The 25,097-nt window shown below is 44.8% G+C and carries 32 protein-coding genes; 19 read left to right on the forward strand and 13 right to left on the reverse strand.

Features of this window, described 5'->3' with window-relative positions; genetic code table 11:
• Positions 1-7: 7 nt before the first annotated feature.
• The 3 genes from NST25_RS13110 (at position 8) to NST25_RS13120 (ending at position 2,933) form a co-directional block, all read left to right on the forward strand.
• Positions 8-1,963, forward strand: coding sequence for an AraC family transcriptional regulator (locus NST25_RS13110; RefSeq protein ID WP_312147792.1), 1,956 nt, complete (start codon positions 8-10; stop codon positions 1,961-1,963).
• A 212-nt stretch (positions 1,964-2,175) separates the two neighbouring features.
• On the forward strand, positions 2,176-2,361 hold the full coding sequence (locus NST25_RS13115; RefSeq protein WP_312147790.1) for a hypothetical protein: 186 nt from the start codon (positions 2,176-2,178) through the stop codon (positions 2,359-2,361).
• Between the two features lie 113 nt (positions 2,362-2,474).
• Entirely contained in the window at positions 2,475-2,933 is a 459-nt protein-coding gene (locus NST25_RS13120) for a hypothetical protein (RefSeq protein ID WP_076126068.1), read from the forward strand.
• On the opposite strand, the gene NST25_RS13125 is transcribed toward NST25_RS13120, so the two are convergent.
• On the reverse strand, positions 2,934-3,314 hold the full coding sequence (locus NST25_RS13125) for a hypothetical protein (RefSeq protein WP_312147788.1): 381 nt from the start codon (positions 3,312-3,314) through the stop codon (positions 2,934-2,936).
• 84 nt (positions 3,315-3,398) lie between these two features.
• On the opposite strand from NST25_RS13125, the gene NST25_RS13130 reads away from it, so the two are divergent.
• The gene (locus NST25_RS13130) at positions 3,399-3,866 is read left to right on the forward strand and encodes a hypothetical protein (protein ID WP_340394158.1); all 468 of its coding nucleotides are present in this window, start codon (positions 3,399-3,401) and stop codon (positions 3,864-3,866) included.
• Between the two features lie 116 nt (positions 3,867-3,982).
• On the opposite strand, the gene NST25_RS13135 is transcribed toward NST25_RS13130, so the two are convergent.
• The 6 genes from NST25_RS13135 to NST25_RS13160 form a co-directional block, all read right to left on the reverse strand.
• Entirely contained in the window at positions 3,983-4,690 is a 708-nt protein-coding gene (locus tag NST25_RS13135; protein ID WP_248548146.1) for an ABC transporter ATP-binding protein, read from the reverse strand.
• A gap of 11 nt (positions 4,691-4,701) precedes the next feature.
• Entirely contained in the window at positions 4,702-5,463 is a 762-nt protein-coding gene (locus NST25_RS13140) for an ABC transporter permease subunit (protein ID WP_076126075.1), read from the reverse strand.
• Positions 5,435-6,454, reverse strand: coding sequence for an MqnA/MqnD/SBP family protein (locus NST25_RS13145; RefSeq protein ID WP_076308089.1), 1,020 nt, complete (start codon positions 6,452-6,454; stop codon positions 5,435-5,437). Before NST25_RS13145 ends, NST25_RS13140 begins: the two co-directional genes overlap by 29 nt.
• 125 nt (positions 6,455-6,579) lie before the next feature.
• Positions 6,580-7,335 (reverse strand): class I SAM-dependent methyltransferase, encoded by a 756-nt coding sequence (locus NST25_RS13150; RefSeq protein ID WP_340394160.1) that lies wholly within the window; start codon positions 7,333-7,335, stop codon positions 6,580-6,582.
• A 13-nt stretch (positions 7,336-7,348) separates the two neighbouring features.
• Complete coding sequence (locus tag NST25_RS13155; protein ID WP_076189939.1) at positions 7,349-7,696, reverse strand: cupin domain-containing protein; 348 nt, start codon at positions 7,694-7,696, stop codon at positions 7,349-7,351.
• A gap of 16 nt (positions 7,697-7,712) precedes the next feature.
• Positions 7,713-8,051: a cupin domain-containing protein gene (locus NST25_RS13160; RefSeq protein ID WP_076126083.1), complete on the reverse strand. Its 339-nt coding sequence runs from the start codon at positions 8,049-8,051 to the stop codon at positions 7,713-7,715.
• A 171-nt stretch (positions 8,052-8,222) separates the two neighbouring features.
• Between NST25_RS13160 and NST25_RS13165 the strand changes: the two genes are divergently transcribed.
• Positions 8,223-8,915, forward strand: coding sequence for a Crp/Fnr family transcriptional regulator (locus NST25_RS13165; protein WP_076126085.1), 693 nt, complete (start codon positions 8,223-8,225; stop codon positions 8,913-8,915).
• Positions 8,916-9,124: 209 nt separating this feature from the next.
• Here NST25_RS13165 and NST25_RS13170 read toward each other — a convergent pair whose 3' ends face one another.
• The 3 genes from NST25_RS13170 to NST25_RS13180 form a co-directional block, all read right to left on the reverse strand.
• Positions 9,125-9,961: a sulfurtransferase gene (locus NST25_RS13170; RefSeq protein ID WP_340394164.1), complete on the reverse strand. Its 837-nt coding sequence runs from the start codon at positions 9,959-9,961 to the stop codon at positions 9,125-9,127.
• 101 nt (positions 9,962-10,062) lie between these two features.
• Positions 10,063-10,434, reverse strand: a complete 372-nt coding sequence (locus NST25_RS13175; RefSeq protein WP_076126088.1) for a hypothetical protein — start codon at positions 10,432-10,434, stop codon at positions 10,063-10,065.
• A 151-nt stretch (positions 10,435-10,585) separates the two neighbouring features.
• A complete protein-coding gene (locus tag NST25_RS13180) occupies positions 10,586-10,957 on the reverse strand; it encodes a hypothetical protein (RefSeq protein ID WP_076126089.1) in 372 nt (123 codons plus the stop codon).
• Positions 10,958-11,152: 195 nt separating this feature from the next.
• On the opposite strand from NST25_RS13180, the gene NST25_RS13185 reads away from it, so the two are divergent.
• The 5 genes from NST25_RS13185 to NST25_RS13205 are packed head-to-tail and all read left to right on the forward strand — an operon-like array spanning position 11,153 to position 14,662.
• On the forward strand, positions 11,153-12,109 hold the full coding sequence (locus NST25_RS13185) for an ABC transporter ATP-binding protein (RefSeq protein WP_081383247.1): 957 nt from the start codon (positions 11,153-11,155) through the stop codon (positions 12,107-12,109).
• A complete protein-coding gene (locus NST25_RS13190; protein ID WP_340394166.1) occupies positions 12,102-12,848 on the forward strand; it encodes an ABC transporter permease in 747 nt (248 codons plus the stop codon). The genes NST25_RS13185 and NST25_RS13190 overlap by 8 nt, the downstream gene beginning before the upstream one ends.
• 2 nt (positions 12,849-12,850) lie before the next feature.
• Positions 12,851-13,225 (forward strand): GntR family transcriptional regulator, encoded by a 375-nt coding sequence (locus NST25_RS13195; RefSeq protein ID WP_339190795.1) that lies wholly within the window; start codon positions 12,851-12,853, stop codon positions 13,223-13,225.
• 13 nt (positions 13,226-13,238) lie between these two features.
• Positions 13,239-13,940, forward strand: a complete 702-nt coding sequence (locus NST25_RS13200) for an ABC transporter ATP-binding protein (protein ID WP_076126093.1) — start codon at positions 13,239-13,241, stop codon at positions 13,938-13,940.
• Positions 13,934-14,662 carry a hypothetical protein gene (locus NST25_RS13205; protein ID WP_340394167.1) on the forward strand — a complete coding sequence of 243 codons (729 nt, stop codon included), beginning with the start codon at positions 13,934-13,936 and terminating at the stop codon, positions 14,660-14,662. Before NST25_RS13200 ends, NST25_RS13205 begins: the two co-directional genes overlap by 7 nt.
• 114 nt (positions 14,663-14,776) lie before the next feature.
• Here the strand turns inward: NST25_RS13205 and NST25_RS13210 are convergent, their stop codons facing one another.
• Entirely contained in the window at positions 14,777-15,157 is a 381-nt protein-coding gene (locus tag NST25_RS13210) for a PilZ domain-containing protein (RefSeq protein WP_076126099.1), read from the reverse strand.
• A 123-nt stretch (positions 15,158-15,280) separates the two neighbouring features.
• On the opposite strand from NST25_RS13210, the gene NST25_RS13215 reads away from it, so the two are divergent.
• The 8 genes from NST25_RS13215 (at position 15,281) to coaD (ending at position 21,408) form a co-directional block, all read left to right on the forward strand.
• Positions 15,281-15,889: a pentapeptide repeat-containing protein gene (locus NST25_RS13215; RefSeq protein WP_076126101.1), complete on the forward strand. Its 609-nt coding sequence runs from the start codon at positions 15,281-15,283 to the stop codon at positions 15,887-15,889.
• Between the two features lie 990 nt (positions 15,890-16,879).
• Positions 16,880-17,689, forward strand: a complete 810-nt coding sequence (locus NST25_RS13220; protein WP_340394169.1) for a glycoside hydrolase family 73 protein — start codon at positions 16,880-16,882, stop codon at positions 17,687-17,689.
• Positions 17,690-17,709: 20 nt separating this feature from the next.
• Positions 17,710-17,994 carry a holin gene (locus NST25_RS13225; protein ID WP_076101776.1) on the forward strand — a complete coding sequence of 95 codons (285 nt, stop codon included), beginning with the start codon at positions 17,710-17,712 and terminating at the stop codon, positions 17,992-17,994.
• A gap of 112 nt (positions 17,995-18,106) precedes the next feature.
• A complete protein-coding gene (locus NST25_RS13230) occupies positions 18,107-18,529 on the forward strand; it encodes a hypothetical protein (RefSeq protein WP_076183705.1) in 423 nt (140 codons plus the stop codon).
• Between the two features lie 121 nt (positions 18,530-18,650).
• Positions 18,651-18,755, forward strand: coding sequence for a sporulation protein YjcZ (locus NST25_RS13235; protein ID WP_081389784.1), 105 nt, complete (start codon positions 18,651-18,653; stop codon positions 18,753-18,755).
• Between the two features lie 229 nt (positions 18,756-18,984).
• Positions 18,985-19,941 carry an alpha/beta hydrolase gene (locus NST25_RS13240; protein WP_339173814.1) on the forward strand — a complete coding sequence of 319 codons (957 nt, stop codon included), beginning with the start codon at positions 18,985-18,987 and terminating at the stop codon, positions 19,939-19,941.
• 362 nt (positions 19,942-20,303) lie between these two features.
• Positions 20,304-20,912: a 16S rRNA (guanine(966)-N(2))-methyltransferase RsmD gene (gene rsmD, locus NST25_RS13245; protein WP_076183712.1), complete on the forward strand. Its 609-nt coding sequence runs from the start codon at positions 20,304-20,306 to the stop codon at positions 20,910-20,912.
• On the forward strand, positions 20,896-21,408 hold the full coding sequence (gene coaD, locus NST25_RS13250) for a pantetheine-phosphate adenylyltransferase (RefSeq protein ID WP_339173816.1): 513 nt from the start codon (positions 20,896-20,898) through the stop codon (positions 21,406-21,408). The genes rsmD and coaD overlap by 17 nt, the downstream gene beginning before the upstream one ends.
• Here coaD and NST25_RS13255 read toward each other — a convergent pair.
• Positions 21,386-22,612 carry a nucleoside recognition domain-containing protein gene (locus NST25_RS13255; protein ID WP_339173818.1) on the reverse strand — a complete coding sequence of 409 codons (1,227 nt, stop codon included), beginning with the start codon at positions 22,610-22,612 and terminating at the stop codon, positions 21,386-21,388. The two genes, coaD and NST25_RS13255, sit on opposite strands and share 23 nt — an antisense overlap.
• 152 nt (positions 22,613-22,764) lie before the next feature.
• Between NST25_RS13255 and NST25_RS13260 the strand changes: the two genes are divergently transcribed.
• Positions 22,765-23,802 carry a SepM family pheromone-processing serine protease gene (locus NST25_RS13260; RefSeq protein ID WP_076308083.1) on the forward strand — a complete coding sequence of 346 codons (1,038 nt, stop codon included), beginning with the start codon at positions 22,765-22,767 and terminating at the stop codon, positions 23,800-23,802.
• On the opposite strand, the gene NST25_RS13265 is transcribed toward NST25_RS13260, so the two are convergent.
• On the reverse strand, positions 23,792-25,030 hold the full coding sequence (locus NST25_RS13265; protein WP_076308082.1) for a nucleotidyltransferase: 1,239 nt from the start codon (positions 25,028-25,030) through the stop codon (positions 23,792-23,794). The two genes, NST25_RS13260 and NST25_RS13265, sit on opposite strands and share 11 nt — an antisense overlap.
• Positions 25,031-25,097 lie beyond the last annotated feature (67 nt).

A 25,097-nucleotide genomic window follows, 5' to 3' on the forward strand; every position in this document is an offset into this window, starting at 1 on the left:
TAATTTGATGCTCTGGGATTATGCACATATCCGGCTGATTGATATTCGCCATATGTTGTTTAAGGCAGGAGACAAGCTGAACTCCTATAGGTTCCCGGCTGCAGGTTTTTTATATATGGTTCGCGGCAACGTGGTTTTTCGGCTCAATGGAAATAAACATGCTGCAGAACGTTTTCATATCCTACACAGCGGAAAAGGAGGGCAACTGGATATTGATTGGGTCAGGGAGGAAATGGAGTTTTATTTTATTTTCTATAAAGCCTCACTTTCGCTAACGTCCGGATCAGGTGTACGTAGACTTTTTGAAAGAAACAGTCCTTTTCAAAAACAATATGAATTTGCTCCGAATGCTCCAGTGGCTTTGCTGTCACAAGTAAAGGAGATGCACTGGAAATGGCTGGACTCAAGTTCACTTGAACGGATTCAGATCAAAGCAATGCTTTATCAATTTGTCTACGAAGTTGAGCGGCAGAGACAGGCATATGGAGTCTATCCCGTCAAGCCGGATCTGGTGGAGCAAGCAGTTCGATACATACGAGAATATTACAGTCAGCCTATTACCTTATCCTCTATTGCAGAGCAGCTTAATTATAGTGTGGCCTATGTGGCGAAGCAGTTTAAAAGCAAGACGGGTACCAGTCTGATTGATTTTCTTATTCGGACGCGAATAGATAAGGCGCAGGAACTGCTGCTAAATACCGATGCATCATTGCAGGAGGTTGCCGCCGGAGTGGGGTACACGGACCTATCCTATTTCATCCGTATTTTCAAGAAAACAACCGGTGTGACTCCGGGTAATTTTAAGTCATTGGCCCTAGGCTCTGCCAAAGGATCAGATCGTCCTAAAATCAGGCTAAGATTGTCTAATGCAGGATGGGCTGAGCCAAGTTATATTGTTAATGATCATGATAATCATTATCAATATAGAAGAAAAGGGGATTTACCGATGGTTAGAAATACAAAAATGTCAATGGGAGCAGCGATGCTGTTATGTCTGGTTTTAATGCTTAGTGCTTGTTCTTCAGGGAACAGTCCTGTTAATTCTGTGAATGCTGGCCCTAGTCCGGTATCCTCTGTGCAAACAGAGACAAGTCCACCGGACTCAGCCACCAATTCAAAATCTACAAGAGTATATAAAGACAGTCAGGGGCATGAGGTTGATATTCCAGAGCGTCCACAGCGGATTGTGCTGCAAGGTAATTCGATCGGAGACCTGCTGGCACTCGGGATTCAGCCGGTCGGTGTCGACCGCCGGTTTATTGAAGAATCAGTCTATTTGGATAAGGAGACAACCCCGGCACAGGATATTGGATTTCCTACAAATCTGGAACTTGTTTTGGATCTGGAACCGGATTTGACAATGCTGGGTTATGTGATGGACAAACAATATGAAGAAGTGTCCAAAATATCACCTACTGTTGTATTTGACCAGAGTAAACCCTTGTCTGAGCGTCTGCCTGTCATTGGTGAGATAGTGGGTAAAAGGGCTGAAGCAGAGCAACTGTTGTCCGAATATAATCGCAAGGCCGAGAATATGTGGAGCGGATTGCGTCAGGAAGGCAAACTTGCCGAAGGAGAAACAGCGGTAGTGCTGATTTATTATTGGAACAAGACAATGTATTTGATGAAAACTGGTGGTATTCCTGCACTGCTGTATCAGCCGCAGGGCTACAAAATGTCCGAGGCAGTGAAGGAAATCGAGCCGGCAGAAGGTGCACCCTATATTGAGGTCTCCCCTGAGCTAATGCATAAGATGCTTATTGGTGACCATTTGTTTGTCATCTATCCGGCCAATGCTGATGCGGAAAATTCCTTTAATGAGTTAATGAAAACTGCGTTGTGGAGCTCGCTCCCTGCTGTAAAGAGCGGAAAAGTTACTTTTGTGGAGACTAAATGGAATTATGACGATATGTTGACCAGCAGCATGCTGCTGGATGAGTTCCCTAAACTGCTGGCTAAATAAATGAGATCTCAGGTTAATCCGCAACAAAGAAGCAGAGGAGGAACTCGCTGCTTCTTTATTTTGTTTATAAAGTAAAGAGTGCTGAATATAGAATAGTAATCGGTCATTGTTTTTTGTTGATTAGCTAGACTCCAAGAGTAGCATCGATTAATCTGAAGAAGTGGAATGCGGGTTATGATTGAATCGTCGACATAGATAAACGGAGGCTAACTATGACTTACTCACAGATCTGGAACAACTCAGGAAATGAAGCCGATATTCTTTATTTGGAGCAGCAGATTAAGGCCGTTAAAAAAGAAATAAAACGAGCAGAAGCTGCAAAGCTTCAAGAAATATTGGATCAAGCGAATCGTAAGCTGGCTGAATTGGAAGCGAAGCTGGACGAGCTTGAGGATTAGGAGCTCACCGCCCTTTTGTACCGTTTGAACTTTATGTTTCTGAATTTGCACCGGTGTCTATATAGTTTTATAATTGTAGTTTACTTAATCGTATTACTGGGAGGAATGGGGAAATGGATAAAAATAGAAAATATATGCTTGTCGGTGCGCTTCTGACAGGGGTAGGTGTCTCTTTGATGGCCTATACAGCAAGCCGCTATACTTCGTTTAAACGAATCGTAGCCAATACCATCCGTTTGGAAGAAATCGCCTCTCTAGAAATCTCGCGATTGTCTTCAGTTCCCGGTGAAAAGAAAGACATCATTATTACTGATCCTGCTGTTATTGAGCGGATTTTTGCTGATTTCTCTCATGTTCAATTAATGAAATCGGCCCGAAATGTCAGTTCTGACAAAAACTTCAGCTATTATATTACGATAGTTCAGGCTGACTGCAAGCAACGATTTGATATTATTTTAAAAAGCAGACAGCATATGATCATTTATGATAATGATTTAAGCAATCCTCACTTGAATGCCTATAAAATTATCAGCCCTTATTATCCGCAAGCACTGGAACAGGTTTTCGACTGATTATATAGAGGTGCGCAATGAAGTAATATCATAGCCCATTTCCTGCATAGCATCCAATCCATCTATGATCTCTATTGTCCGGGTGCCGTCCCAGCCTTTAGCCGTTCCATATTCGATCCATTCGCGGATACGCTGTGGATGATTTAGATTATAGACATCTTCAAAACCCTTTTTATGGTTTTGCAGCAGATAGCCTGTATTTAGCGGACAACCGGCAATAGGATCATCCCATGTTAGGAGTTGGATGCGGAGGGGGTGGAGCTTTACATTTTTATGATAAATCTTTAATTCAAGCAGACTCCGTTCGTCATGGATTCTCATGCCCAATATATAGCTGTATTCCAGTTCCCTGAGCGTGATAGAACGCAGCTTTTTTTTCATGAAAATCGCCTCTCATCCTAATAATTTTGTTATCATAGCAAGCATAGGGATATTTTTCAAGCAATCAACAGGAAGGATGTTTATATGAAGTATGAATTTGGGGTCATGGCATCCATTACAGAATTGGTGGAGTACCCGGATGAGCAGAGTGATACCTATATTCCGCACCCGAATTTTCAGATCATCATGGATCAATTGGGTATTACAGTACCCGTTGCTGAGATTTATGAACATTTTTTTGCCAACCCTGTTCACACCGGACATGTGCTCGTTTACAGCAATCCAGAGCAACCAAACGCTTGTATTGTCCTCGACACTTACCGTGATCCGCTGGACCAGCTAGACATGATTTATTTCGGATGGCGCTGTTCGTCCGAGAAAGACAATATCCGTGAGCTGTCCCGGCGTTTTTATGATGAATGTGAATTTGCGGTCCGTTATGAAGAAGGTCAATCCGTGCTTTACAAGTTGTTGAAGGAGGATACCTATCCGCGAAAATTTTACTATAATACCGTGTTTGAGCAGCAGTTGAAACGATACCCGGCAAAATAGGCGCTAGAAATACATAACCGAATCACTTAGCACAAAAACGCGAGTTCAGGGCAATGCCGCCCAGACTCGCGTTTTCTATATACCTGTTTTTGAAATGCTCTGCATCATTCAGGCAATTACTGTGCCGTCAGCAGCTGCTCCAAAATTTCGGCGCGAATCTTCAGCAGGCTCAGCTCTTTCAGCGAACGGCTGCGCTGTGGAGTATCAATTTCAATAATTTTTACAATCCTGCCCGGATGTCGGGACAAGATCATAATTTCATCCCCCAACAGCAGGGCTTCATCAATATCATGTGTCACAAAAACGATGGCACATTTCTTGCGCTCCCACAATGCGATTAATTTCTGAACTAAATCAAACCGCAGATGATAGTCCAGGGAGTGAAAAGGCTCGTCCATCAGCAGCATATTTCCGCCGTGATAAAAAGCGCGGGCAATGGAGCAGCGCTGCCGCATGCCTCCTGACAGCTGATGAGGATAATGATTCTTGTAGGCAGCAAGCCCGACCTCTTCCAAAAATGCTTCGATTTCCGACGCAGAGGTCGGAGAAGCCTCCTTAACAAAGCTGATGTTCTCACCAACTGTAGACCACGGCAGCAAACAATTCTCTTGAAAGACATAGGACAGCTTCAGCTCTGGATGCACAGTGACCCTGCCAGAATCGGCGTTTTCGGACTGTGACAGGATATTCAGCAACGTTGTCTTTCCCGCACCTGAAGGGCCTAGAATGCAAATGATTTTCGGCATCTGGATTTCAAAACTGATTTTTTCCAGGACAGGAACTCCCGAATAGTGCTTGGAAACTTCTTGTAGTGTAATAAGCATAAGCCCCACCCTTATTTATTCAAATGCGTCGGCAGGCTTACCCTGCTGCGGAACAGAAATGTAATGCAAGATTTGATCACATTCCAGAAAATAGCCATAAACAATGCCAGGGCAAACACGCGATCGGTCTCCAGATTTGTTCTGGCATCGGACAGCAGGCTGCCGATCCCGTCGACGGAGGTCAACAGCTCCGCCATTACGGCCAGCTTCCAGCCCAGTCCCGCTGAGGTGATCATGCCTGATTTCAGATAACTTTTGAGCGAAGGCAATATGATATGCCGGAGAATCTTATTGCCGGGCACATGATAGACCTTGGCCATCCGCATCAATTTGCCATCGATCGCCGCAAATCCCTCGTACAGATTGACCACCAAAACCGGTGTAGTGGACAACACGATAATAAAAATTGCAGGCAGATCCGTAAGCCCAAACCAAATGATCGCGATGCCCAGCCAGGCGATCGGCGGCACGGATTGCATTATATCGATGACTGGTTCCAGATAAGGCTTCCAACGCGGATAAAGTCCAAGCAGCAGCCCCAGACAGCCGCCCAGCAGCAGAACGCAGACCATGCCGATCAGCAGCTTGAGCAGCGTGCGATAAACTGCATAATAAAACTCCGGATCACCGAAATAGCTCAGGACCGTGCGCATCGTCTCCAGCGGGCCAGGCAGGACAAAAGGGTCCATCTGCATAGCTACAAGCTGCCACAGCAAGGCAATGCCCAACAGGGATATGGCTTTTTTACTTAGGCTGATAATAGAACTGTTCATCGGGAAGCTTGCCTCCAATGCTGTCCTTGCTGTAATTCATCAGCGTCTGGTAATACGTTGACAGAACCTCTTTGCTCTCGGAAGCGGAGGCGAAATCCAGCGCCATATGCGGAATCGCTTTCTCAACCACACCGGCATCCAGCTTGAAATACTTGTTGGCCAACTGAGCCGCCTCTTTGGGGTTGTCCAGCGTCCATTGCAGCGCTTTTTGATATGCTTCCTGGAAGCGGGCGACCAGTTCCGGCTGGCTGGCAATTACTGACTGCTTGGTTGCGAGTCCGGCGTTGGGCAGATCGGTGTTTAATTTGGTAACCTGCTGCCATTCCTTTTTGTAATCCACGATCGTGCGCACCTGATCATTTTTCATTTGTATCGCGGTAATTTGCGGCTGAATGCTCACAATTGTGGAGGCCTTGCCGGATAACAACAGCTGAGCTCCCTCAGCCAGCTGGGTGTAATGCAATGTGATGTCTTTCCCTGGCTCCAGTCCGTTATGCTTCAAAAAGGTCTGCGTAATATAATCGACAGGCGAGGATTTCATAGGCACATACAGCGTTTTTCCTTTAAGATCCTCCCAGCTCTGGATGGACGGATCTGTTGTAATCATGCTCATCACTGACCAGGTATTCACATTCATCAAGGAAAGATCCATTCCCTTGTTATACATCACGACGGCATTGTTCAGCGGCAGAGCTAAGAAGCTTACTTGATTGTCCTTAGCCAGCGCGGTCAGCGTGTCGATGGACTCCCAGGTTTTGAACTCGATGTTGACCGATTCTCCCAACGCCTTGGATTCAATTAGCCTCAGAATAGGCAGAGAAGGCGGAGAAGGAGGGCCGCCGACCGTGATATTCAGTGTTTCTGCCGGGCCAGCGGAGGGAGCGGCGGATTTGGGCGAATTTTCATTTTTTTGTTGCGAACAGGCACTTAACATAAAAAATAAACTTAACAGTAAACTGAGGCACAAGGCATAAACAGATTTAGCTTTCATCGTGAGTTCCTTTCAAGCGGTTATTTTGACAGCTAGATGGTAATATTGATGAATTTTATTGATAATTATTCTCAATTACAGTGAAAATAAAAACCTATCATAAGACATGATAGGCCTGCGCCCAACTATTTTTTGCTGCTGCAAACGGCAATATAATTCAGATCTTTACCCGTCGTATTAAAAAAGGTAAACATCTTTTTGAACTGTTCCCGGTTCTCTTTCTTGAGCCCGTTTTTCACAATACGCAGCGCCCCGATAACCCCTTCATCGCGAATGAGTCCATTGATACTCATTAAGGACATGGGACCGGTAGCATTGTCTACTTGCTTAAAGCCTGCGGAGTGGAACAATCCCGCCCAATGCCCAACAGACAGCGGCTCGACATTGATGTGAATGGTGCGGCGAAGCTCGGCTAGATGTTCTTCCATATTTTCCTTGGCAAAGGTAATATCATGTGTTAGCAGAATGCCGCCAGGCTTTAGTACCCGATAGTATTCGGCGACTGCCTTTTCCTTCGCAGGCTGGTTAAGCATCGTGAGCATGGCTTCATTAATGACAACGTCAAAGCTCTCATTCTCAAAAGGGAGCTTCATCGCATTGCCTTGCCGGACATGGATATAGTTTTCCAGATTGGCATTTTTAATATTTCGGTTTGCTTTTTCCAGCGCCCGCGGGTCCATATCAATGCCGGTAATTTGACAGTGGTATTTCCCGGCCAGTTGAATGGAGGTGGTGCACATATTGCAGGCTACCTCCAAAACCTGGCTGTCCGTACTCAGATTGGCTTGCTGGATCAGCCAGTTGGTTGCTGCAACGCCGCCGGGCCGCAAACGTTTTTTTCCCAGCCGCGCCAAAAAATTATGGCCTACTTCCTTTTTCATCGCATTCACCCCATTACTTATCCGGCTTGACTACAACCAGAAGCATCTGAAACGCTTCTGTTGCGTATAGGGCATGCGGAATATTGGCCGGCATAACTAGGGTCTCCCCCGCATGAACTGTGTAGTTATCTTCTCCAATTGTAATTTCCGCTTGCCCGGACAAAATGTTGACCATGGCATCGCCCGGGGAAGAATGGCCCCCAATCGACGAGCCTTTATCCAGCGAAAGTAAGGTCATTGCCAGATTTGGCCGCTGTACAAGGGTCAGACTGGAAACCTGCTGTTCCTCTATTGTGATGATTTCTTTCAAATCTATGACTGCGGATTGCGGCAGTTTTTTAATAAATAAACCTGTTTCCATTTTGAATACCTCCGTTTTATATACTGATTTGCAAAAATTTGCAGCTGCTGTGGGCGGAATAATCATGCCATGTGCCCGCTGGGACGATAACAGATGCGCCGGCTGTCAATTGATAGGGCTCTGCCGCCACCAGCAGATGAAGCTCGCCTTCCAGCACATGGATGATTTTAGATTTGGGGGAGGTCTCCGAACTGATAGTCTCCTCCTGATCCATGGCATACAATACCCATTCCGGTTGTGCTGCTGTTTCGGCTGCAGCTACGGGTAATGACAGCGTTCGGCTCGCAATCCGGTGCGGCTTGACGCTGATCATATCTGTTAAGAAAAATACCTTGCCTGCTGTAATTCCACTCATACGATCCCCCTATTCAAAGTACAGTGTTTTGATTATTTCCAAATTGCTTGATTGAATGATTCCTGCAATTTGATATAATGAGAATGACTAATGAGAATTATTCTCATTTATTTTATTGTAGCAGAGTATTCATCATGACTCTGTTGCCATGGCAACAGGAGGCTGAGAAAATTGCAGAAATATCTGAGCAGGATACAGAGCACCACTTTGTTTAAGGGATTCGCGGACCGGGAGGTGCAGCAAGCACTGAGCTGCCTGCAGGGCACAATCAAGGATTTTGCGCGGAAGGAGGTTGTTTTTAGAAAAGACGATATTCTGGATTCGGTGGGCATTATTATCCATGGCAATGTTTTGCTGTGCAAAGATAATATCTCAGGCATGAGATTTATTTTCTCGGAACTCGGGGATGGAGAAATCTTTGGCGAAACGGCGCTTCGCCTTGTCCAAGAGCACAGCGGCTATGAAGCGGTGGCGGGATCGGAATGCCGGATTCTGTTTATCAAAATAAATAAAATCGTCCGGCCCGGCCAGGACACTTGCCATTTAAGGGGACGGATCATTGAGAATATGTTGGCCCTGCTACTTGAGAACAACCGGTCTATCTATCAAAAGCTGGATCTGGTCTCCCACAAATCGCTGCGGGACCGTATCCTGCATTATTTGGCCCTCCAGACCAAAAAAAACAATTCCGCCTGTTTTGAAATTCCGTTTACCCGCAGCGACCTGGCTGATTATTTGACTGTTGACCGCAGCGCCTTGTCCAGAGAACTGCAGCGAATGGCACAGGACGGGCTGATCCGGTTTAATCGAAATCAATTCGAGCTGTTGGACGCGGAGAATCAGCTGCGGATCAGCGATTTTTAGAATAATTTCTCCAAACATTGAAAAGGAGTAAACAGAGGGAATAATCAGCTAGAAAGCGCATTGGGAAAGGATTTGACCGATCTAAACAGCATAAAAGACGTAGTTAAAGTTAGCTAACTGTTGACTTGAGTTTTGATTTGTTGATTTTAGCTATCTATCGGAGTTACTCATAAATACAAGAGCCCGCGTCGGACGCGGGCTCTTGTATTTTACTCTCCTCCAGTAGCCACCGGATTCTCCTCATATGAAATCCAATCACTCCAGCTTCCTGCATACAGCTTCACATTCTTGTACCCGGCTTTGCCTAGTGCGAGCACATTTGGGCAGGCACTTACGCCTGAACCGCAGTACACGATAATTTCTTGCTCAGGATTAATTCCTTCATAATGCTCTTTCAGCACCTCAGTTGATTTCCAGCGCCCTTGCTCATCCAGTACATCCTTCCAGAACTTATTGATCGCTCCGGGAATATGACCTGCCTTCGGATCAATGGGTTCTTCAAGTCCTTCATAGCGGCGGGACTCGCGGGAATCCATCAATAGTGCGCCACCGTCGTTAACTACATTTTGCACATCTTCCATGCTAACAAGCATCTTCTTCTGAACATCTGCTTCATACTGGCTAGGAATCCTAACCGCTTGATGATCACTGACGGGAAATTTACCATTTTTCCAAGCAGAGTAGCCTTCATCCATTACATACACACGTTCATGCCCTAAATAACTGAGCATCCACCATAAACGGGAAGCGTAAGCTCCACCTTGATCATCATAAGCAACGACAATGCTATCTCTGTTAATGCCAACCTTGCTAAGAACGGTGGTTAGCTTCGAGATCTCAGGCAGTGGGTGGCGTCCACCGTGTGCGCTTACTGGAGCGGAAAGCTGTTCTTCCAGATGTAGATAAAGTGCTCCGGGAATATGATCTTCCGTATAGGCTTTACGCCCAGCTTCCGGATCCGTGAGTAAAAAACGGCAATCGACTATAACAAGTTCAGGCTCGTATAACCGAGCAAGCAGCCATCGAGTAGAAACGATCGGTTCCATAAAGTAGCCTTCTTTCCTGTTTAATATGTATGGAGTCATTATAGCGGAAAATAAAAGAGGGCGCACCTTAAGCTTATGGCTTAAACTGCGTCCTCATTGAATTAGATCAAACGATATCCTGATGGCAAGCTGCCGGTACGTTGAATGGTGCGAACCTGCGCCGGGGTCAGCCGTTGATTGCTTGAAATGAGCGATTCGACATCTCCTCTTCGCAGAAAGTCGTCCAGTTCGCGGATGCTGCGGTTACCACGCAAAATGACGAAATTATCGCGGAAGGCAGAACGATCGAATAACACAAGCGTAGCGTTCGGATTTGTGGAGAAGAAGCGCAAGCTTTCTATTCCTGTAAGGACTGAATCTATATCTGCAATGCCCAGGTTGCCGCGAAGAGTTCTGCGAAGCCCCCGAAAGTTCTCCTCACTAAACACTCTTAGCCTAGGATATATTACAGATGTTACTTTTTTTGTAATCATGGTTAATCCCTCCAAGTTCGATTGACGAACTGTCGTTTTCGACAACTCGCCGCCAGATTTACCATAAATGAATGCGGTAGTTTCGACTGGAAAAAGGAGTGACCTGGGCGCTAGGCTCCGGATTACTCCTTTTTGTTGTTGTAAGCAATTCCTAGATCAAACGATATCCCGAAGGCAAGTTACCGCTGCTGCGGATATTACGGATTTGTTCGAGGGTTAAGCGTTGGTTAGTAGAAATAATGGATTCCACGTCATTACCTGAAATGAAATCATCCAGATCCCTAATGTTGCGGTTCCCGCGAAGAACACGGAAATTTCCTCTAAACCGGGTTCTTGTGAAGAGTACCAGTGTAGCATTGCTGCTAGTAGAGAAGAACCGAAGGCTCTCAATACCATCGAGGATGTTGTCCGTATTACGAATACCCAGGTTGCCAGTATATACTCTACGGCGTCCATTGAAGTTTTCTTCATCGTACACGGTCAAGCGAGGGAAAGTCTGAGAAATGTGAACTTCTTTTTTCATTTGTAATTCCTCCTTTGTTATCTAATCTATGTTCATATAACTTTTTGGCTTGGCTGATAGTCTAATAGAAAGCCCTTATTTGCATGAATTTATTATTTTGGGCTTTACTCCAACAATATATTAGTGTACTATTTAACTAAGACACTGACACAATATAAAAAATGAACAATACATTAGTTGGCAGGGAGGATTCGCATGAAACAGGGGAGTGGTGTAGAAATGCAAGATTCAATCGTTCTGCAAATGAATGAGGTAAGTAAGATCATCAAAGGAAGACCAATTGTGGATAAGCTGACATTTGATATCCGTAAGGGTGAAATTGTTGGATTGCTAGGTCCAAACGGTGCAGGAAAGACCACAACGATTCGAATGATGACGGGTTTAATAAGGATGAGCGAAGGCGATGTGATTATCCAAGGCCACAGTGTAAAAAAGGATTTTAAGCAGGCGATTGGCCATATCGGTGCGATAATTGAAAATCCAGAGTTTTATCCCTATATGACTGGACTTGATAATCTGAAGCAGTATCAAAGAATGACGGATAACATTGAGGCTGGCAGAATAGATGAGGTTGTAGAACTGGTAGGACTTCAAGAAGCGATGAATAAAAAAGTAAAGGCTTATTCGCTGGGGATGCGCCAACGTCTTGGGATTGCTCAGGCGCTTCTCAATCGGCCGAAGTTATTGATTTTAGATGAGCCTACGAACGGACTTGATCCGGCCGGAATACGGGAAATGCGTGATTATATGCGTACCATCGCCGAAGTGGAAGGCATTTCTATTCTGATTTCCAGCCATTTACTTACTGAAATTGAACAAATATGCCATCGGGCTATTGTGATCCAGAATGGTAAGCTGGTGACCGTAACTACGATTGGTGAGGAGCAGGAAGCAACCGCACAAGTGAAGCTCACCATCCGTGTAGGATCAATCGAATCCGCTATAAATATCTTGGAGCGCTTGGATTATGCGGAATTGATCTCTATGGATAGCGCGCGATCTGAAGTGACAGTAAGTCTGCTTGATAGCAGAGTACCGGAGCTTGTATCTACTTTTAGTGATGAAGGTGTGGGGATTTTTCGGATTACGGAGAATAAACAAAGTCTTGAGGAAGATTTCTTGAAATGGACAGGAGGAAACCGCATTGCGTAACTTTAATAATCTGATTGTGAATGAATGGCTCAAGCTCTCAAAAAAACGCACATTTTTTATGCCATATCTGATATTAATTCTATTATCCCTGCTGTTAGGTTATATAGTTCATTCTGTCTCACCTGACCTGTTTGAATCAGCTTATGATTTTTCAGCTATGATGCTGCTTTCTCAAGGGATTGGGCAAGTGATTACAATTCTTGCGATCATCGGAACAGCAGGTATTGTCTCAAAAGAGTATAGTCAAGGAACCATTAAGTTCCTGCTTATCCGCGCCAGAAGCCGTACAGCAATCCTCGCATCCAAATATGTGGTTGTACTGTTGTATGCTTTGACTTTGACTGTCATCGGAGGTATAGCCGTTTTTGGAACAGGAGCTTTGTGGTTTGGACTAAGTGGTGGAGAAGCGGGTATGAGTGAGATGCTTACAAACCTATTGTATAATCTCGTTAGTACGGTTGTGTATGGAACACTTGCTTTTATGCTGGGGATATTGACCACTTCAACGGGAGTAACGATTGGGGCTACTATGTTTGCATTAATGATAGACAAATTGATTATTTCTCGTGATTTTTACAAATATGTTCTGTTTCCAAACTTAAATTTATCTGCTTATGAAGGTGGAGGAGCACCAATGCCTGGAATGACACTGACCTTTTCTGTCGTGATGCTTGTCTTATACACAGCTGTCTTTCTTCTCGTAGGTTTCTCCGTCTTTAGACGAAGGGATGTTGCTTAATCATGACAATCGAATTCGATAACAACCTGCCGATTTATATACAGATCATGAATTACATCAAAGGTGAAATCGTCACAGGCAAGCTGAAACCGGGAGATAAAATACTCTCAGTACGAGAACTTGCCAGTGAACTGCAGATTAATCCGAATACGGTGCAAAGGACTTTTCAGGAACTGGAGCGTGAAGAAATCGTGGAAACCCGGCGTGGAATGGGAAGATACGTCACAAGTAATGAAGGTACTATCCTGACCATCAAAAAAGAAATGGCCAAAGATGTGCTAGATCGTTTCATTCGTGGTATGCAGGATCTTGGCTTTCAAGGCGAAGATATTTTAGCGGTGGTTGCGGAGAATATCCGTAACAAGGATAAAGAATAGGGGGATAAACAAGTTGGGGAATATACTTGAGGTTCATGAAGTTACAAAAAAATATAGATCCAAGCATGCCCTCCACAAGGTATCTTTTAATCTGAGTGCGGGTAAGATCACAGGACTGCTGGGCAGTAACGGCAGCGGCAAAAGTACACTTATGAAAATCATCGCTGGACTGACACAACCTACCTCTGGTCGTGTATCCGTCATTGGGGGTTCTGTAGGAACAGAAAGTAAAGCGGTGGTGTCGTTTATGCCTGATAAGCCGCTTACAGAATCCTGGATGAGTGTTTCTGATGCTCTGAAATTCCAAACTGACTTCTATCCGGATTTTGATCAGACTAAAGCCTCGCGAATGTTGGAGTTTATGAAACTAAGAGCGCAAGATAAGGTAAAGGACCTGTCCAAAGGGATGAACGAACGTTTACAGCTTACACTTGCCCTATCACGCCGAGCTAGCCTTTATTTGCTGGATGAACCCATTGGTGGTGTAGATCCGGTAGCTAGAACAAAAATTCTTAACGCGTTAGTAGAGTTTTATGAAGAGGACAGTACCATTCTCTTATCAACCCATTTAGTATCGGATATTGAGCGGATCTTTGATGATGTGATTTTTATAAAAGAAGGAGAAATTCTGATGCATACTGCGGTGGAGGATATTCGGCTACGCCATGGCAAAAGTATTGACGAACTGTTCAGAGAGGTGTACGCAGAATGCTAAAGCTAGTGAAGTATGATTTTAGACGGGATAGGGATAAGTTTCTTGCAGTTTTTGTAATCATAATTCTGGCACAGATTGGGTTAGGATTTACCAAACTGCATGACTATGAACGGTTTACTTTGAACGGAATAGCTTATGTTATTGCAGGACTGATCTTTCTTGTCATGGCAGCAAAAACCTTTTTTAACAATATAAATTCCTATAATCGTCGCCTAGTGCCCGTAAGAACTTTGAACACAGTCCTTTCTCCGTTAGTGCTCTATTTAGCTCTAATGCTGGGTATTATTTTAATAGCTTTGATCCATTTTGGTGTGTATCTTTCAATGTATCCCTCCTCATTTCTTCCGGAGAATTTCTGGAAAGTGGGATTGTTAGTTCTCTTGCAGGCGTATTGGTTTACCGGTTATATCATGCTTACCTTGATGGTCTCCATTACGGTTGCACGAAGTGTGAAATTTAAGGGGCGAGTATGGATTGGGCTGGCCACTGCGTATTTGTTACAGAATGGAATATTCTATTTGGAGTATTTTATTTTCAAAAGTAACTTCACTGCTTGGGAAAGTGTATTCCAGTTCGAGGTCATAGATGAGACGGATACCGCAAATGGGATACAGCTTATACAGGGTCATTTGAATCTAGCTCCTCTTCTGTTTGAAGCGGTGATAGCAGTTCTTCTTATAGCGGTCATCATCAAGCTCGTTAATAAAAGAGTGGACGTTTAGCCACAACTTGGCGGAATAGTTTTTTGAACGGAGGCAGAGTGATTTAGCTTTGGCTTCGTTTTTGTGCAAAAAAAAGACGTCCTTCTAAGTGAAGGGCATCTGTTAGGGTAAGTTCTACAGACCTTCAACCCGAAGGGTGGCGGTCCATGTTTCAAGCTCTCTTATTAGGCGTTCTTCCTCATTTTCGTCCAAGCGGAATTTAACTCCATATTGATATTGGCCAAGCCCAAACATCCAACCCCACCGGACGCTGCATAAGAGCTGAAGCTTCTCTTCATTTAATTGAAGATGAATAATAAGCCTAGTATCTCTTGCAGTGAATCGAAGATTCAAAGGAGTACGTACCTTACAACCCGAACGGCTAAGATCGAGTAATACAGCCTCTGTTAACTTTCCAGCACCTGGACCGGAATTGTTAAGCGGAACTTCAATCCAGCATTCAAGCGGATGGTTCATAACATAACGGAATGGTTCTTTCCTGCTGGACACATCCATAATTTTCCTCCCCATTGTTTATTTGCTATTATATCGAAAGGGAATGTTGAGAACAATCTACTAAAGTGCTATTTTTAATTAAGAATTAATTTTTTTAATACTAACGAAGGTGATGAGATTTATATGTACCAATACCTTAATGAAACGTTCCGTAATCACAATTTTGATCAAGGAAGCTTGCAGGATGGTGAGTTAAATAACTGTACATTCGAGCAATGCTCCTTCAAAGGCACTTCTATGGAAGAGATGAACTCTATTGGCTGCCGATTTATTGATTGTGATTTTACTGGAGCCATGCTTAATGCGTCTCACCATAAAGGTTCAGCGTTTACCAATTGTAAATTTACGGGAGCGAACCTGTTTGTATCTAAATTCGAAGATTGCAAGATGGTTGGATCGGATTTCTCAAATGCATATTTGGACGGAATCTCCCTACTCGGAGGGGACTGGTCGTACACGAACCTAAGACATACTAATCTAAGCAGACAGGATCTGCGAGGGATTCGATTTACAGAAGCGGATTTAATGGGCTGTAATTTGCAAAAAAGTGACTTACGCGGAGCGGATTTGAGCCGTGTACAATTGTCTCAATGCAAGCTTAAGGGAGCGGATATGCGGGAAGCGATTGTTGAAGGAATTGATTTAAAGAGTCTGGATCTGCAGGGAGTGCGGATGGATATTGAACAGGCGGTACTCTTGGCACGTTCATTTGGGGCAAAAGTAGGGAATTAGTAAACTGACGGCATCAGATGCTAGCGTGGATCATAAAGACCTCCGCTAGCAAATCAATGCTTGAAGCGGAGGGGGTGGCAGCGCAGATTATTATGAGTACTCTAACTGCTAAACCTATTTATTATTGCATATGTAATAGTATGCGTTAACGTAACCGTTTTCTGGATTTTGCCCACCATTTAATCCATAAGAATCCATCATCATCACGAAAAAACTTTATACCTACCCAGCGCAAGGGTGTCCATACTTCTTTAAAATAATATGAAGGCATAGTCTGTTAGACCCTCCTATATAGTAAATTATTACTATATATTACGCTAATTCTACGGGATTCACAAGCTAGATTTACTAATAATTACATATTGTCCGGGTGAAAGGAGTTGAGGATGCATTATGCAGGACTTAAGGCACCGCTTGAGCTACGGAGAAGTGCACCCCTCCATTTTACATAGACGCTCCACGTCATAGTGGATAGGAGTGGTCGATGTCATGAAAGACAACGGAGTAGTAGTTCTCTAATAATAGGAGAACTACTACTCCTTTTTTTGGGATTGTTAATTGCTGCTTTTACACCACCGAGTCATATTCAGTCTACTGAAGCTTAAGGACCCGGATGACGTTATTAGCATGTTTTTAACCTTTTGAGCATGGATTCGGACCCCAGAGACATTATTCCATATGAAGAGCTTGATATTGAGTGCTTTTGGTGCTAATTACGTCTATGGGGTCCGTTAACATTCCAAATGTGAGCTAAAGCCGCGTACTAAGGTCGGCTGAGTCCGATAGCGGATTCGTAAGCGAATGAGATGTAATTAGGAAGTTAGATGTTCAGATCATTGAGGCTACTCCAGCAGTCATTTCATGGGTAATGGGATGGCTTTTTTTGTTGCCGAGTTGGATTCGAATCTAGTAAAAACACAATGTTAGAAGGGGATAAGCACAGTCATTTTATGATGCCCCGCATTTAATAAATGGAGAGGATGTGATGAGATGACAGAAGGCGAGTTTATAGCGAAGATTGCGAATTTTGCTGTAAAGGACATGCAGCTCACTAAGGTTCCTGCTTCGTTAACCATTGCTCAAGCGGCTCTGGAGTCAGGCTGGGGCAGCAGTGGATTGACTATCAAAGCGAATAATTTGTTTGGGATCAAAGGAAGTGGACCTGCTGGCAGCATTACTGTACAAACTACTGAATATATTAACGGTAAAGCTGTTAAAGTTAATGCCCCTTTTCGAGCCTATAACAATTGGGGAGAATCTATCGCGGATCACTCCGACTTGATTGTGAATGGAGTCTCATGGAATCGCAACCTTTACAGCAAGGTTCTCGGTGCAAGTGGCAAGGAGGCTGCACAAGAGATTGCCGCAGCTGGTTACGCTACTGATCCGAACTATGCAGCTAAGCTGATTCAAATTATGAATACCTATAATCTGTATCAATATGACGACAAATCCATGGGAGGAGATGATGAGATGTCAGCAGAGGATAAGCAAAAGCTTGTTAGTCTAGAATCGGAAGTAAAGGAACTGCGTGCTCTTATAGCAGCTCTTACAGATAGCAGGGATACGCTGAAAACAGGTGTGCAAGAACAGGGGCAGTCGATTAATAAGCTTACGGATCGGGTAACATTCATTGAAAATCGGGCAGTCATGAATGTCCCTGCATGGGCTGAGGCGGCTGTGAAAGCAGCGACTGCGGCAGGACTTCTCGATACTCCATCGGGTGGCAGTTACGATTTCTATCGCATATTAACGGTGCTGAACCGTGCAGGTTTACTTGTAACAGGAAGTAAAAAATGAAATAAGGAGGATTAAAAAACATGTATAACGATGCTCTCAACAGTGTGCTTGCCTTTGCTTCAGTCCTAGCTGTTTTTGTAATGGCACTTGTACAACTTGTGAAGAATAGCATTGAACTTCCGCGGAACATTGTGCCAGTAGTGGGGTTGGCTATTGGCTTGCTGGTTGGAGCAGTTGCCTATCCGTTCACTGATATGAATCTGATTCTGCGACTCTGGGCGGGGGGGCTTGCGGGGCTATCAGCGACCGGTTTGTTTGAACTGGCTTTTAATAAAAGGGATGGGACGAAAAAAGATGATAAATAGATCTTGCCTATGAGTTTTATAAAACAATCGTTTTACACTGGTAATGTGGCTATGCATTCAGTCGAGAACACTAATATATTATGGTATGCCAATTTATAAAGGGGGTGCAACGATGGGAACTTACCTTGATGCAAGAACATCTCAAAATGCCAGCCTAGCCAACTCTATAGCGATTCCTATTACGGTACTTAACACGCCGCAGCTTTTTGGACAGATTGGGTTGTTAACGGCTGGAGTGACTACCAATCCACGTGTTCTCCTTAAAGGAACGATATCAGTGACACTTCCGCTAGCGTTAGTGGGTATCACAATTACGATTGTAAGAGGAACCTTGGCTACTGATCCAAAAGTGTATTCTGCTACTTCAACTTTTGGTCTTAGTATATTGGCTCCACAAGTAATAACTTTTTCGGCAGATGACTTCTTACCCGCGATTACTCCTCAGCTCACTTATACAGCATTTGTTTCTTCTAATCTTCTCGGTACAGTACGTGTGGGCCCAGAAAGCTTTGATGGTATTTTAGTTTCTGATTAATTGTATAGCCCTAAACCTCGCTGGTAACCCAGTGGGGTCTTTTTTTTAACCGTACGCCCAATCTTCTAAGGGGTTATCTACATATCTTATGATGTATTCTAAATACGAAGGAGGTCTTCTCATGGGTGCTGAATTTGGTCATGTTGGTGGTGCTTTTACTTCTACAGGCGCAATCTTAGTTTTGTTCATCTTATTAGTAATTATTACAAGCGCATGCATATTCTAATTCACTAAAATAGCAGAGCTCCATGTTGGCATTTTGCCGACTTGGGGCTTTTTTTTTGTAGGTATTTTGTCCATTAAGGCTATATAAAATATTAAGTTAAAAGAATACTAATCACGTAGTGAATAACATGAGTTTACAATACTATGATTTTGAATATTCAAATATACATGTTATCTTAATCTGATAACATAGATTAATACTGTTAAATTTTATTTAGGAGAGAGCTAGTTTGAAGAAAAAAATGATGATCGGAATTTCTTCTGTTATTGTACTTTTAATCATTGTTGTAACTGTGGGAAGCTTTTATTTCTATCATGTTGCTATTGCACGTGCTTCAAAGGACTTCTTGAATGAAAGCCCTGACCTGCAGTCCAGTCCAGAGGTAGAACAATCTAAAGATACCTCGAAGGCAGACCAAGAGTGGTGGGATACCCAGAGCTTTGATAGATGGGAGATGAATTCTGATGACGGAATAGAGCTTAAAGCATACTATTTAGCTGCTCCTGAACATTCCAATAAGACAGTGATTATTGCTCATGGGTATGCTGGAAATGCAATTCAAATGAGCGGGTATGCCAGAATGTATTATGAGAGACTTGGATATAATATTTTGCTGCCGGATGCCAGAGGACATGGAGAAAGTGAGGGTGACTATATCGGATTTGGATGGCCAGAACGTAAGGATTACTTGAAGTGGATACAGAACGTTCTGAAAGCAAACGGTGAGGATACACAGATTATACTGCACGGTGTTTCCATGGGGGGAGCTACCGTAATGATGACAAGCGGTGAGGATTTACCAGCTAATGTTAAAGCAATTGTGGAAGATTGCGGTTATACCTCAGTGAAGGACGAGCTTACCTTTCAATTAAAAAGAATGTACCATCTCCCCGCCTTTCCAATTGTAGATACGACCAGTATGCTAACAAAGATTCGGGCAGGTTACTCCTTTGGTGAAGCCTCAGCCTTAGAACAGGTGAAGAAATCTAAAACGCCAACCCTGTTTATTCATGGCGATAATGATACTTTTGTTCCTACGGAAATGGTTCATACGGTATATGAGAATAGTCCGGTCGAGAAGGAGCTTTACATCGTTCCTAATGCGGGTCACGGAGAAGCTTTCCGCATGGATCCGGTTAAGTATGAGAGCGTAGTTTCTGAGTTTATCGGAAGATTTGTGAAATAGTTGTTGCTGAAAAGGCTGCCGAAAGGTAGTCTTTTCGTGCTTATAATACCGTTAAACATAAATTCGGGGCCCTATCTCTAGGGCCCCTTTCATGGGAGAGGAGAAACCGGACGAAGAGCTTATGGGGAAACGTAAGCCTGCTCCGCGGTTGTCTACGACATTTGTGGTGTCGATAATTACATGATGTCCCTGGAAGTCCAATCTTATACATTAAGATGACTTATTTCTCTGAATAAGCTGTTTCGCCTTCTTATTTCATATCTAGACAAATTTTTTATTTCATCGCGCAAATGTGTTACGATAGGCGTGGACTTATGCCTTTTTGGGCATAACAAACAGAGATATAGAGCGGGTGAATAACAGTGAGAGTGGTATCGGGAAGTGCAAAAGGAAGGCCACTGAAGAGTGTTCCGGGAAGTGGGACAAGGCCTACGACCGATAAGGTGAAGGAAGCTGTATTTAGCATGGTAGGCCCATATTTCGAAGGTGGAGCGGTGCTGGATTTATTCGCCGGTACTGGCGGTTTGGGGATCGAAGCCTTAAGCAGAGGCATGGAAAGCGGCGTATTTGTTGATATGGATCCTAAAAGTATCGACACGATCCGCGCCAATCTGAAGGCTACTAAGCTGGAAGAACAAGCGCAGGTGTACCGTAATGAAGCTGGGAGAGCGCTAAGTGCGTTGGAGAAGCGGGGGAAAATTTTTGATTTGGTCTTTTTGGATCCTCCCTATCGCTTGAAGCACGGGGATGAGCTTATGCTTATGATGGTCGAAAAAGGAATGCTGCAAGAGGACGCAATTATTGTTCTGGAGCATGAATCAAGTTATGCCTATCCTGAAGACATTCCAGGATTTTATAGGCTGCGTCAGGCCGTATACGGAGAAACGACAATTTCTATTTACCAGTATGAAACTAATCCTGCAGAGGAAAGTGAAGCTGGTGAGGAGGTAGAGAATGAGTCAGCAAATTAGAAAAGAACGTGTTGCCATTTATCCAGGTACCTTTGATCCCGTGACTATGGGACATATGGATATTATTCGGCGCGCATCCAAGCAATTCGACCGTTTGATTGTAACGGTGCTTAATAATTTGAGTAAAAACCCGCTGTTTACTGTTGATGAACGGACAGAGCTATTAAGACAGGCGACCTCTGATATTCCCAATGTGGAAATTGACAGCTTCCGTGATCTGTTAGTGAATTATGTTCGTCAAAAAGATGCTCAAGTCATTGTTCGGGGTATCCGTACCGTTACTGACTTTGAATATGAGCTGCAAAACGCATCGATCAACCATAGCCTGGATCCCGATGCAGAAACGATTTTTATGATGACTAATCCGAAATATTCCTACTTAAGTTCCAGCGTTGTTAAAGAAATCGCTCACTTCGGCGGGAATGTGACTGATTTTGTGACGCCTGAGGTTGAACAAGCGATGAAGCGTAAATTTAACCGAGCCGATGGCGAATAGTACTTACTAGATACGTTCCAGCAGATAATCCCAACAGGATGATGAGCAGAAGGGCTTGCAGACTTAGCAGCTGTGGAAAAGAGCTCCATATGTCCGTTATATTAATGGTGCCGCTTGGAGTCGGGTGTGAGTCTGCAAGTGCTGGTAAAGCAGCTTTAGGGATAGCCAGCAATGGTTTCCAGAGCAATAAAGTTAACAGAAAAGCATAAAGTCCATGCATCAGACGAACCGTAGCGTAGGGTAGAAATCTGACTCTGGCTTGTTTGAGCATGGTCAGCACCTGTAGTTGCGCACAGAGTCCGCTCCAGCCCAGTGCAGCAGACAGCAAAGCTATCCCAAACATACTAGAGGGACCTGTTCCTATGCTTGCTAGCCCTTTGCTGATTGCGTCGGCGCCTAAATGAATTTCCAGCAAGCTTGCTGGCAGAGCAGCTGGCAATGCGGGAAGTACAGTAGTGATGATATTGATGACTACAGCGAACATAATCATGTAACCGCCCACGACCATCAGACTTTGCACGGCATTAGCGACGGACTCGCCGAGAAGCTTGCCGAAGCTGCGTCCGTCTTTTGCTCTGGCATCTGTTGCTGCAAGCTGAACGCGACTATATAAAGAAGGCTGTTTGGTGTCTGTGGGGATCTTATCAACTGGTTTCGTGTTCGCTGACCGCCCCTTTAATAGAGCATCGGTGTAGCTGGCTAGAAGTCCAGAGATCCAGTGGATGGCCAGCAGGAAATAACCTGCTGAAGTACTGTGTAGAAAAGCTATGCCAATTACTATAAGCATGGTTACCGGGCTGGCGAAGTGTGTAAGTGCGGCAAGTCGGGCGGCTTCCTTGTCAGAAATGCTGTTCTGCTTGTGTAGCTGCATGACCCCTCCAGCTCCACCGGGAAATCCGGCTGTGATTCCGAGTGCCAAGGTCCAGCCGCTGGCACCGGGCAGACGAAAGACCTTTTTCATCAATGGCTCCAGAAGCACTCCAAAACCATGCACGAAACCCGAGGCGGTAAGCATCTCTGACAGCATCAGGAAGGGGAGCAGGGCAGGGAATACGAGTGTCCACCAAAGCTTCAATCCTTGGAGTGAAGCCTCAAAGGAGCTCTCCGGTGAGATAATAATTGCAATGGCTGTCAGGATTGCCATAATCCCGGGTATAAATGGTGTGGAGCGTGTAGCTAGTCGGCGTATTTGAATATTTTTCATTTCTCAGATCACCTCTTCATAACTTAAGGCATGGACGATGTGTTATCAATTTATGCAGAGTAGACAACCATCATGCCAAACCACTAGTCGAAGCGGTAATGAAGTTCAATCATTCATATCCTAAAAGTGCCGCGGGAAAGAAGGGAAGAGCAGTGAAGCAACTGAAGCATCGGCCGGGTTTCCGCGCCACAGCTTATCTGTTTACGTTTGTAGTAATCGTGTATGTATTTGTCTTTATGAACACCCCGTACATCGTATATCAGCCAGGCAGTGCATCTGAGGTTGCCCCTATGATTAAGGTAGAGAATGCCGATCCGGCTGAAGAAGGAACGTTTATGATGACTACGGTGTCTGCTAGTTATGCTAATGTGGCCTTATTGGTCGCCTCTGCTTTTAATTCCAATTCAGAGGTTGTGCGAAAAGAAACCCGGCTAGGGGATAAATCAGAAGACGAATATGCTGCAGAGCAGGTTTATTATATGAATAGCTCACAGTCTTATTCTGTTCAGGCCGCTTATCATGCGGCGGGAATTCCATATGAGGATGTAGTGGATTATCTCTACGTCTTTTCGGTTCCTGTAGAAAGTAATAAAGGACAATTTCTGCCGGGTGACAAAATCATTAGTGTAGAGGGACAAAAAGTGCCAGATCCTGAAGCACTGTCTAAACTGCTCTCCTCTAAAAAAATCGGAGATCAAGTCGCTGTTGTTTTGCAAAGAAATGGCAAGGAAGTACAAGAACAAGTGACGTTGGTTGAAATAAAGGATAAAGAGGGAGCTGCCGTTCGACCTGGTTTTGGAGTCACTATTGCCGCCGTTCAAAAAGTAAAACCAAAAGAAGCAGGGAAAACTGTCAGCTTTGTAGATACAAATGTTGGCGGACCTTCGGCAGGGCTAATGTTCACTATGGAAATTTACAATCGCCTTACTTCTGGAGATTTAACTAAGGGCCATAGGGTTGCAGGGACGGGTACGATTAACGCTGAGGGTGTAGTTGGTGCTATCGGTGGAGTGAAACACAAGATCGTGGCTGCGGACCGAGAAGGGGCGGAGATTTTTTTCGTGCCTGTTAAGAATTATGACGAAGCCAAAGCAAAAGCTGATAAAATCGGCACATCTATGAAGCTGGTGCCTGTATCTACGCTGGATGAGGCGCTGAAGTATATGGTGGAACTGCCGGTCAAACCATGACCGGAGGTTCCAAATAATCGCGGTACATATCATTTCTACGGGGTTCCTTAAAAGCTCCCGCGAAAGCGGAAGCGGCTTGAAGATCTCGCTCAAGCTGCGGATGGGAACAAAGGGACGGGCGCATGACGATGGGCAACGTAGTTTTTTGTTTCATTTCTTTAAGCAGTGCTCGTCCGCTTTCTCTAAAACCAAGAATACGAATATATCCGGGCCCCTCTGCTAGTATGGAAGGGGTCATTTCTTTTTTAGAATGATTTAACAGAACATGTAGCAGCAGACGCTGTAACCGTGTATGCGTGTAGCGCTTGCTCTTAAGGGCGTGAAGCAGGCCTGAAACAGAGAATTGCTCCAACTCAGGCAAAAGCCGCAGTATTCGGTTCTCCAAGCCTTCATTCATATCATGGATCGCGTGTAACTCGGCAGCAGTATGGGTGGTCAGCAGATGGCGGAGCGGGATACTGAAGCTCTCCAAGCTCAGAGGGCCCCTTCCGGCTGCATGCTCTCTTTCCAAAATGGACACGCTATAATCCGGCATATAAGCAGCGGGAGATCCGCCTTCTTGCAGCAGCTTGCGGATGGCCGTCGCACTTGCAATAGAAGAGTCGGCTTGTAATGGGTCATGGAAGCCTGCTGCTGTGCGCGGAACGGTTAGTGGCATTATCTTGCTGTGCAGCCGCTGCAAGGCGATAAGATAATGCAGGCCAAGGCTGTTATTCGGCTGGCGCAGCAGCTCGCCTGCATCTCCGGGACTCTCCGTTTCCGGGAGAGTCCCTTCAAAGGCCACCGCCGCCGCTGCGCTGTACGCGGCGGGGAAGCTCGCTCCGAGCGCCATGCGGCGGCGGATCTCGCTCTGAAGCTCGCTGCTTTCCTCAGCCAGATATCTGGCCAGGGGGAGCAGCGAGCCCAAAGTGCCGGCTTCGGAGCCGAAGCACAAGCTGTCCACGACCCCGGTCGCTTCCAGCAATGCAACTGCTCCGAACGCGAACCACTCGGCTGGCTGGACGGCATAAGCCACCGGCAGCTCAATGACGAGGTCGGCGCCCATATGCAGCGCCATCTCTGTCCGGGCTTGCTTGCTTACCGCCGCCGGCTCGCCGCGCTGGGTAAAGGGACCACTCATGACGACGATGGTGCGCTCTGCGCCGGAAAGTCTTTTGGCTTCCGTGAAGTGATGCACATGTCCGTTATGTAAAGGATTGTATTCTGCGATGATTCCAACCGTTGTCACTGTGGCTTCCCTCCGATAAGTAAGGTATATTTATTGAGTTTAGTAGGGTAGATTTCTAGAGATACTG

Source organism: Paenibacillus sp. FSL E2-0190, assembly GCF_037992965.1.
Lineage (GTDB): Bacteria > Bacillota > Bacilli > Paenibacillales > Paenibacillaceae > Paenibacillus_AQ > Paenibacillus_AQ odorifer.

Coding starts and splice junctions, on each gene's coding strand:
- NST25_RS13125 (WP_312147788.1), bottom strand. CDS start 3,314: ATGAAAAAAAAGCTGCGTTCTATCACGCTCAGGGAACTGGAATACAGC.
- NST25_RS13130 (WP_340394158.1), top strand. CDS start 3,399: ATGAAGTATGAATTTGGGGTCATGGCATCCATTACAGAATTGGTGGAG.
- NST25_RS13185 (WP_081383247.1), top strand. CDS start 11,153: ATGAAACAGGGGAGTGGTGTAGAAATGCAAGATTCAATCGTTCTGCAA.
- NST25_RS13115 (WP_312147790.1), top strand. CDS start 2,176: ATGACTTACTCACAGATCTGGAACAACTCAGGAAATGAAGCCGATATT.
- NST25_RS13205 (WP_340394167.1), top strand. CDS start 13,934: ATGCTAAAGCTAGTGAAGTATGATTTTAGACGGGATAGGGATAAGTTT.
- NST25_RS13255 (WP_339173818.1), bottom strand. CDS start 22,612: ATGAAAAATATTCAAATACGCCGACTAGCTACACGCTCCACACCATTT.
- NST25_RS13215 (WP_076126101.1), top strand. CDS start 15,281: ATGTACCAATACCTTAATGAAACGTTCCGTAATCACAATTTTGATCAA.
- NST25_RS13140 (WP_076126075.1), bottom strand. CDS start 5,463: ATGAACAGTTCTATTATCAGCCTAAGTAAAAAAGCCATATCCCTGTTG.
- NST25_RS13160 (WP_076126083.1), bottom strand. CDS start 8,051: ATGAGTGGAATTACAGCAGGCAAGGTATTTTTCTTAACAGATATGATC.
- NST25_RS13195 (WP_339190795.1), top strand. CDS start 12,851: ATGACAATCGAATTCGATAACAACCTGCCGATTTATATACAGATCATG.
- NST25_RS13135 (WP_248548146.1), bottom strand. CDS start 4,690: ATGCTTATTACACTACAAGAAGTTTCCAAGCACTATTCGGGAGTTCCT.
- NST25_RS13170 (WP_340394164.1), bottom strand. CDS start 9,961: ATGGAACCGATCGTTTCTACTCGATGGCTGCTTGCTCGGTTATACGAG.
- NST25_RS13220 (WP_340394169.1), top strand. CDS start 16,880: ATGACAGAAGGCGAGTTTATAGCGAAGATTGCGAATTTTGCTGTAAAG.
- NST25_RS13120 (WP_076126068.1), top strand. CDS start 2,475: ATGGATAAAAATAGAAAATATATGCTTGTCGGTGCGCTTCTGACAGGG.
- NST25_RS13145 (WP_076308089.1), bottom strand. CDS start 6,454: ATGAAAGCTAAATCTGTTTATGCCTTGTGCCTCAGTTTACTGTTAAGT.
- NST25_RS13155 (WP_076189939.1), bottom strand. CDS start 7,696: ATGGAAACAGGTTTATTTATTAAAAAACTGCCGCAATCCGCAGTCATA.
- NST25_RS13175 (WP_076126088.1), bottom strand. CDS start 10,434: ATGATTACAAAAAAAGTAACATCTGTAATATATCCTAGGCTAAGAGTG.
- NST25_RS13210 (WP_076126099.1), bottom strand. CDS start 15,157: ATGGATGTGTCCAGCAGGAAAGAACCATTCCGTTATGTTATGAACCAT.
- NST25_RS13235 (WP_081389784.1), top strand. CDS start 18,651: ATGGGTGCTGAATTTGGTCATGTTGGTGGTGCTTTTACTTCTACAGGC.
- coaD (WP_339173816.1), top strand. CDS start 20,896: ATGAGTCAGCAAATTAGAAAAGAACGTGTTGCCATTTATCCAGGTACC.
- NST25_RS13180 (WP_076126089.1), bottom strand. CDS start 10,957: ATGAAAAAAGAAGTTCACATTTCTCAGACTTTCCCTCGCTTGACCGTG.
- NST25_RS13150 (WP_340394160.1), bottom strand. CDS start 7,335: ATGAAAAAGGAAGTAGGCCATAATTTTTTGGCGCGGCTGGGAAAAAAA.
- NST25_RS13225 (WP_076101776.1), top strand. CDS start 17,710: ATGTATAACGATGCTCTCAACAGTGTGCTTGCCTTTGCTTCAGTCCTA.
- NST25_RS13110 (WP_312147792.1), top strand. CDS start 8: ATGCTCTGGGATTATGCACATATCCGGCTGATTGATATTCGCCATATG.
- NST25_RS13230 (WP_076183705.1), top strand. CDS start 18,107: ATGGGAACTTACCTTGATGCAAGAACATCTCAAAATGCCAGCCTAGCC.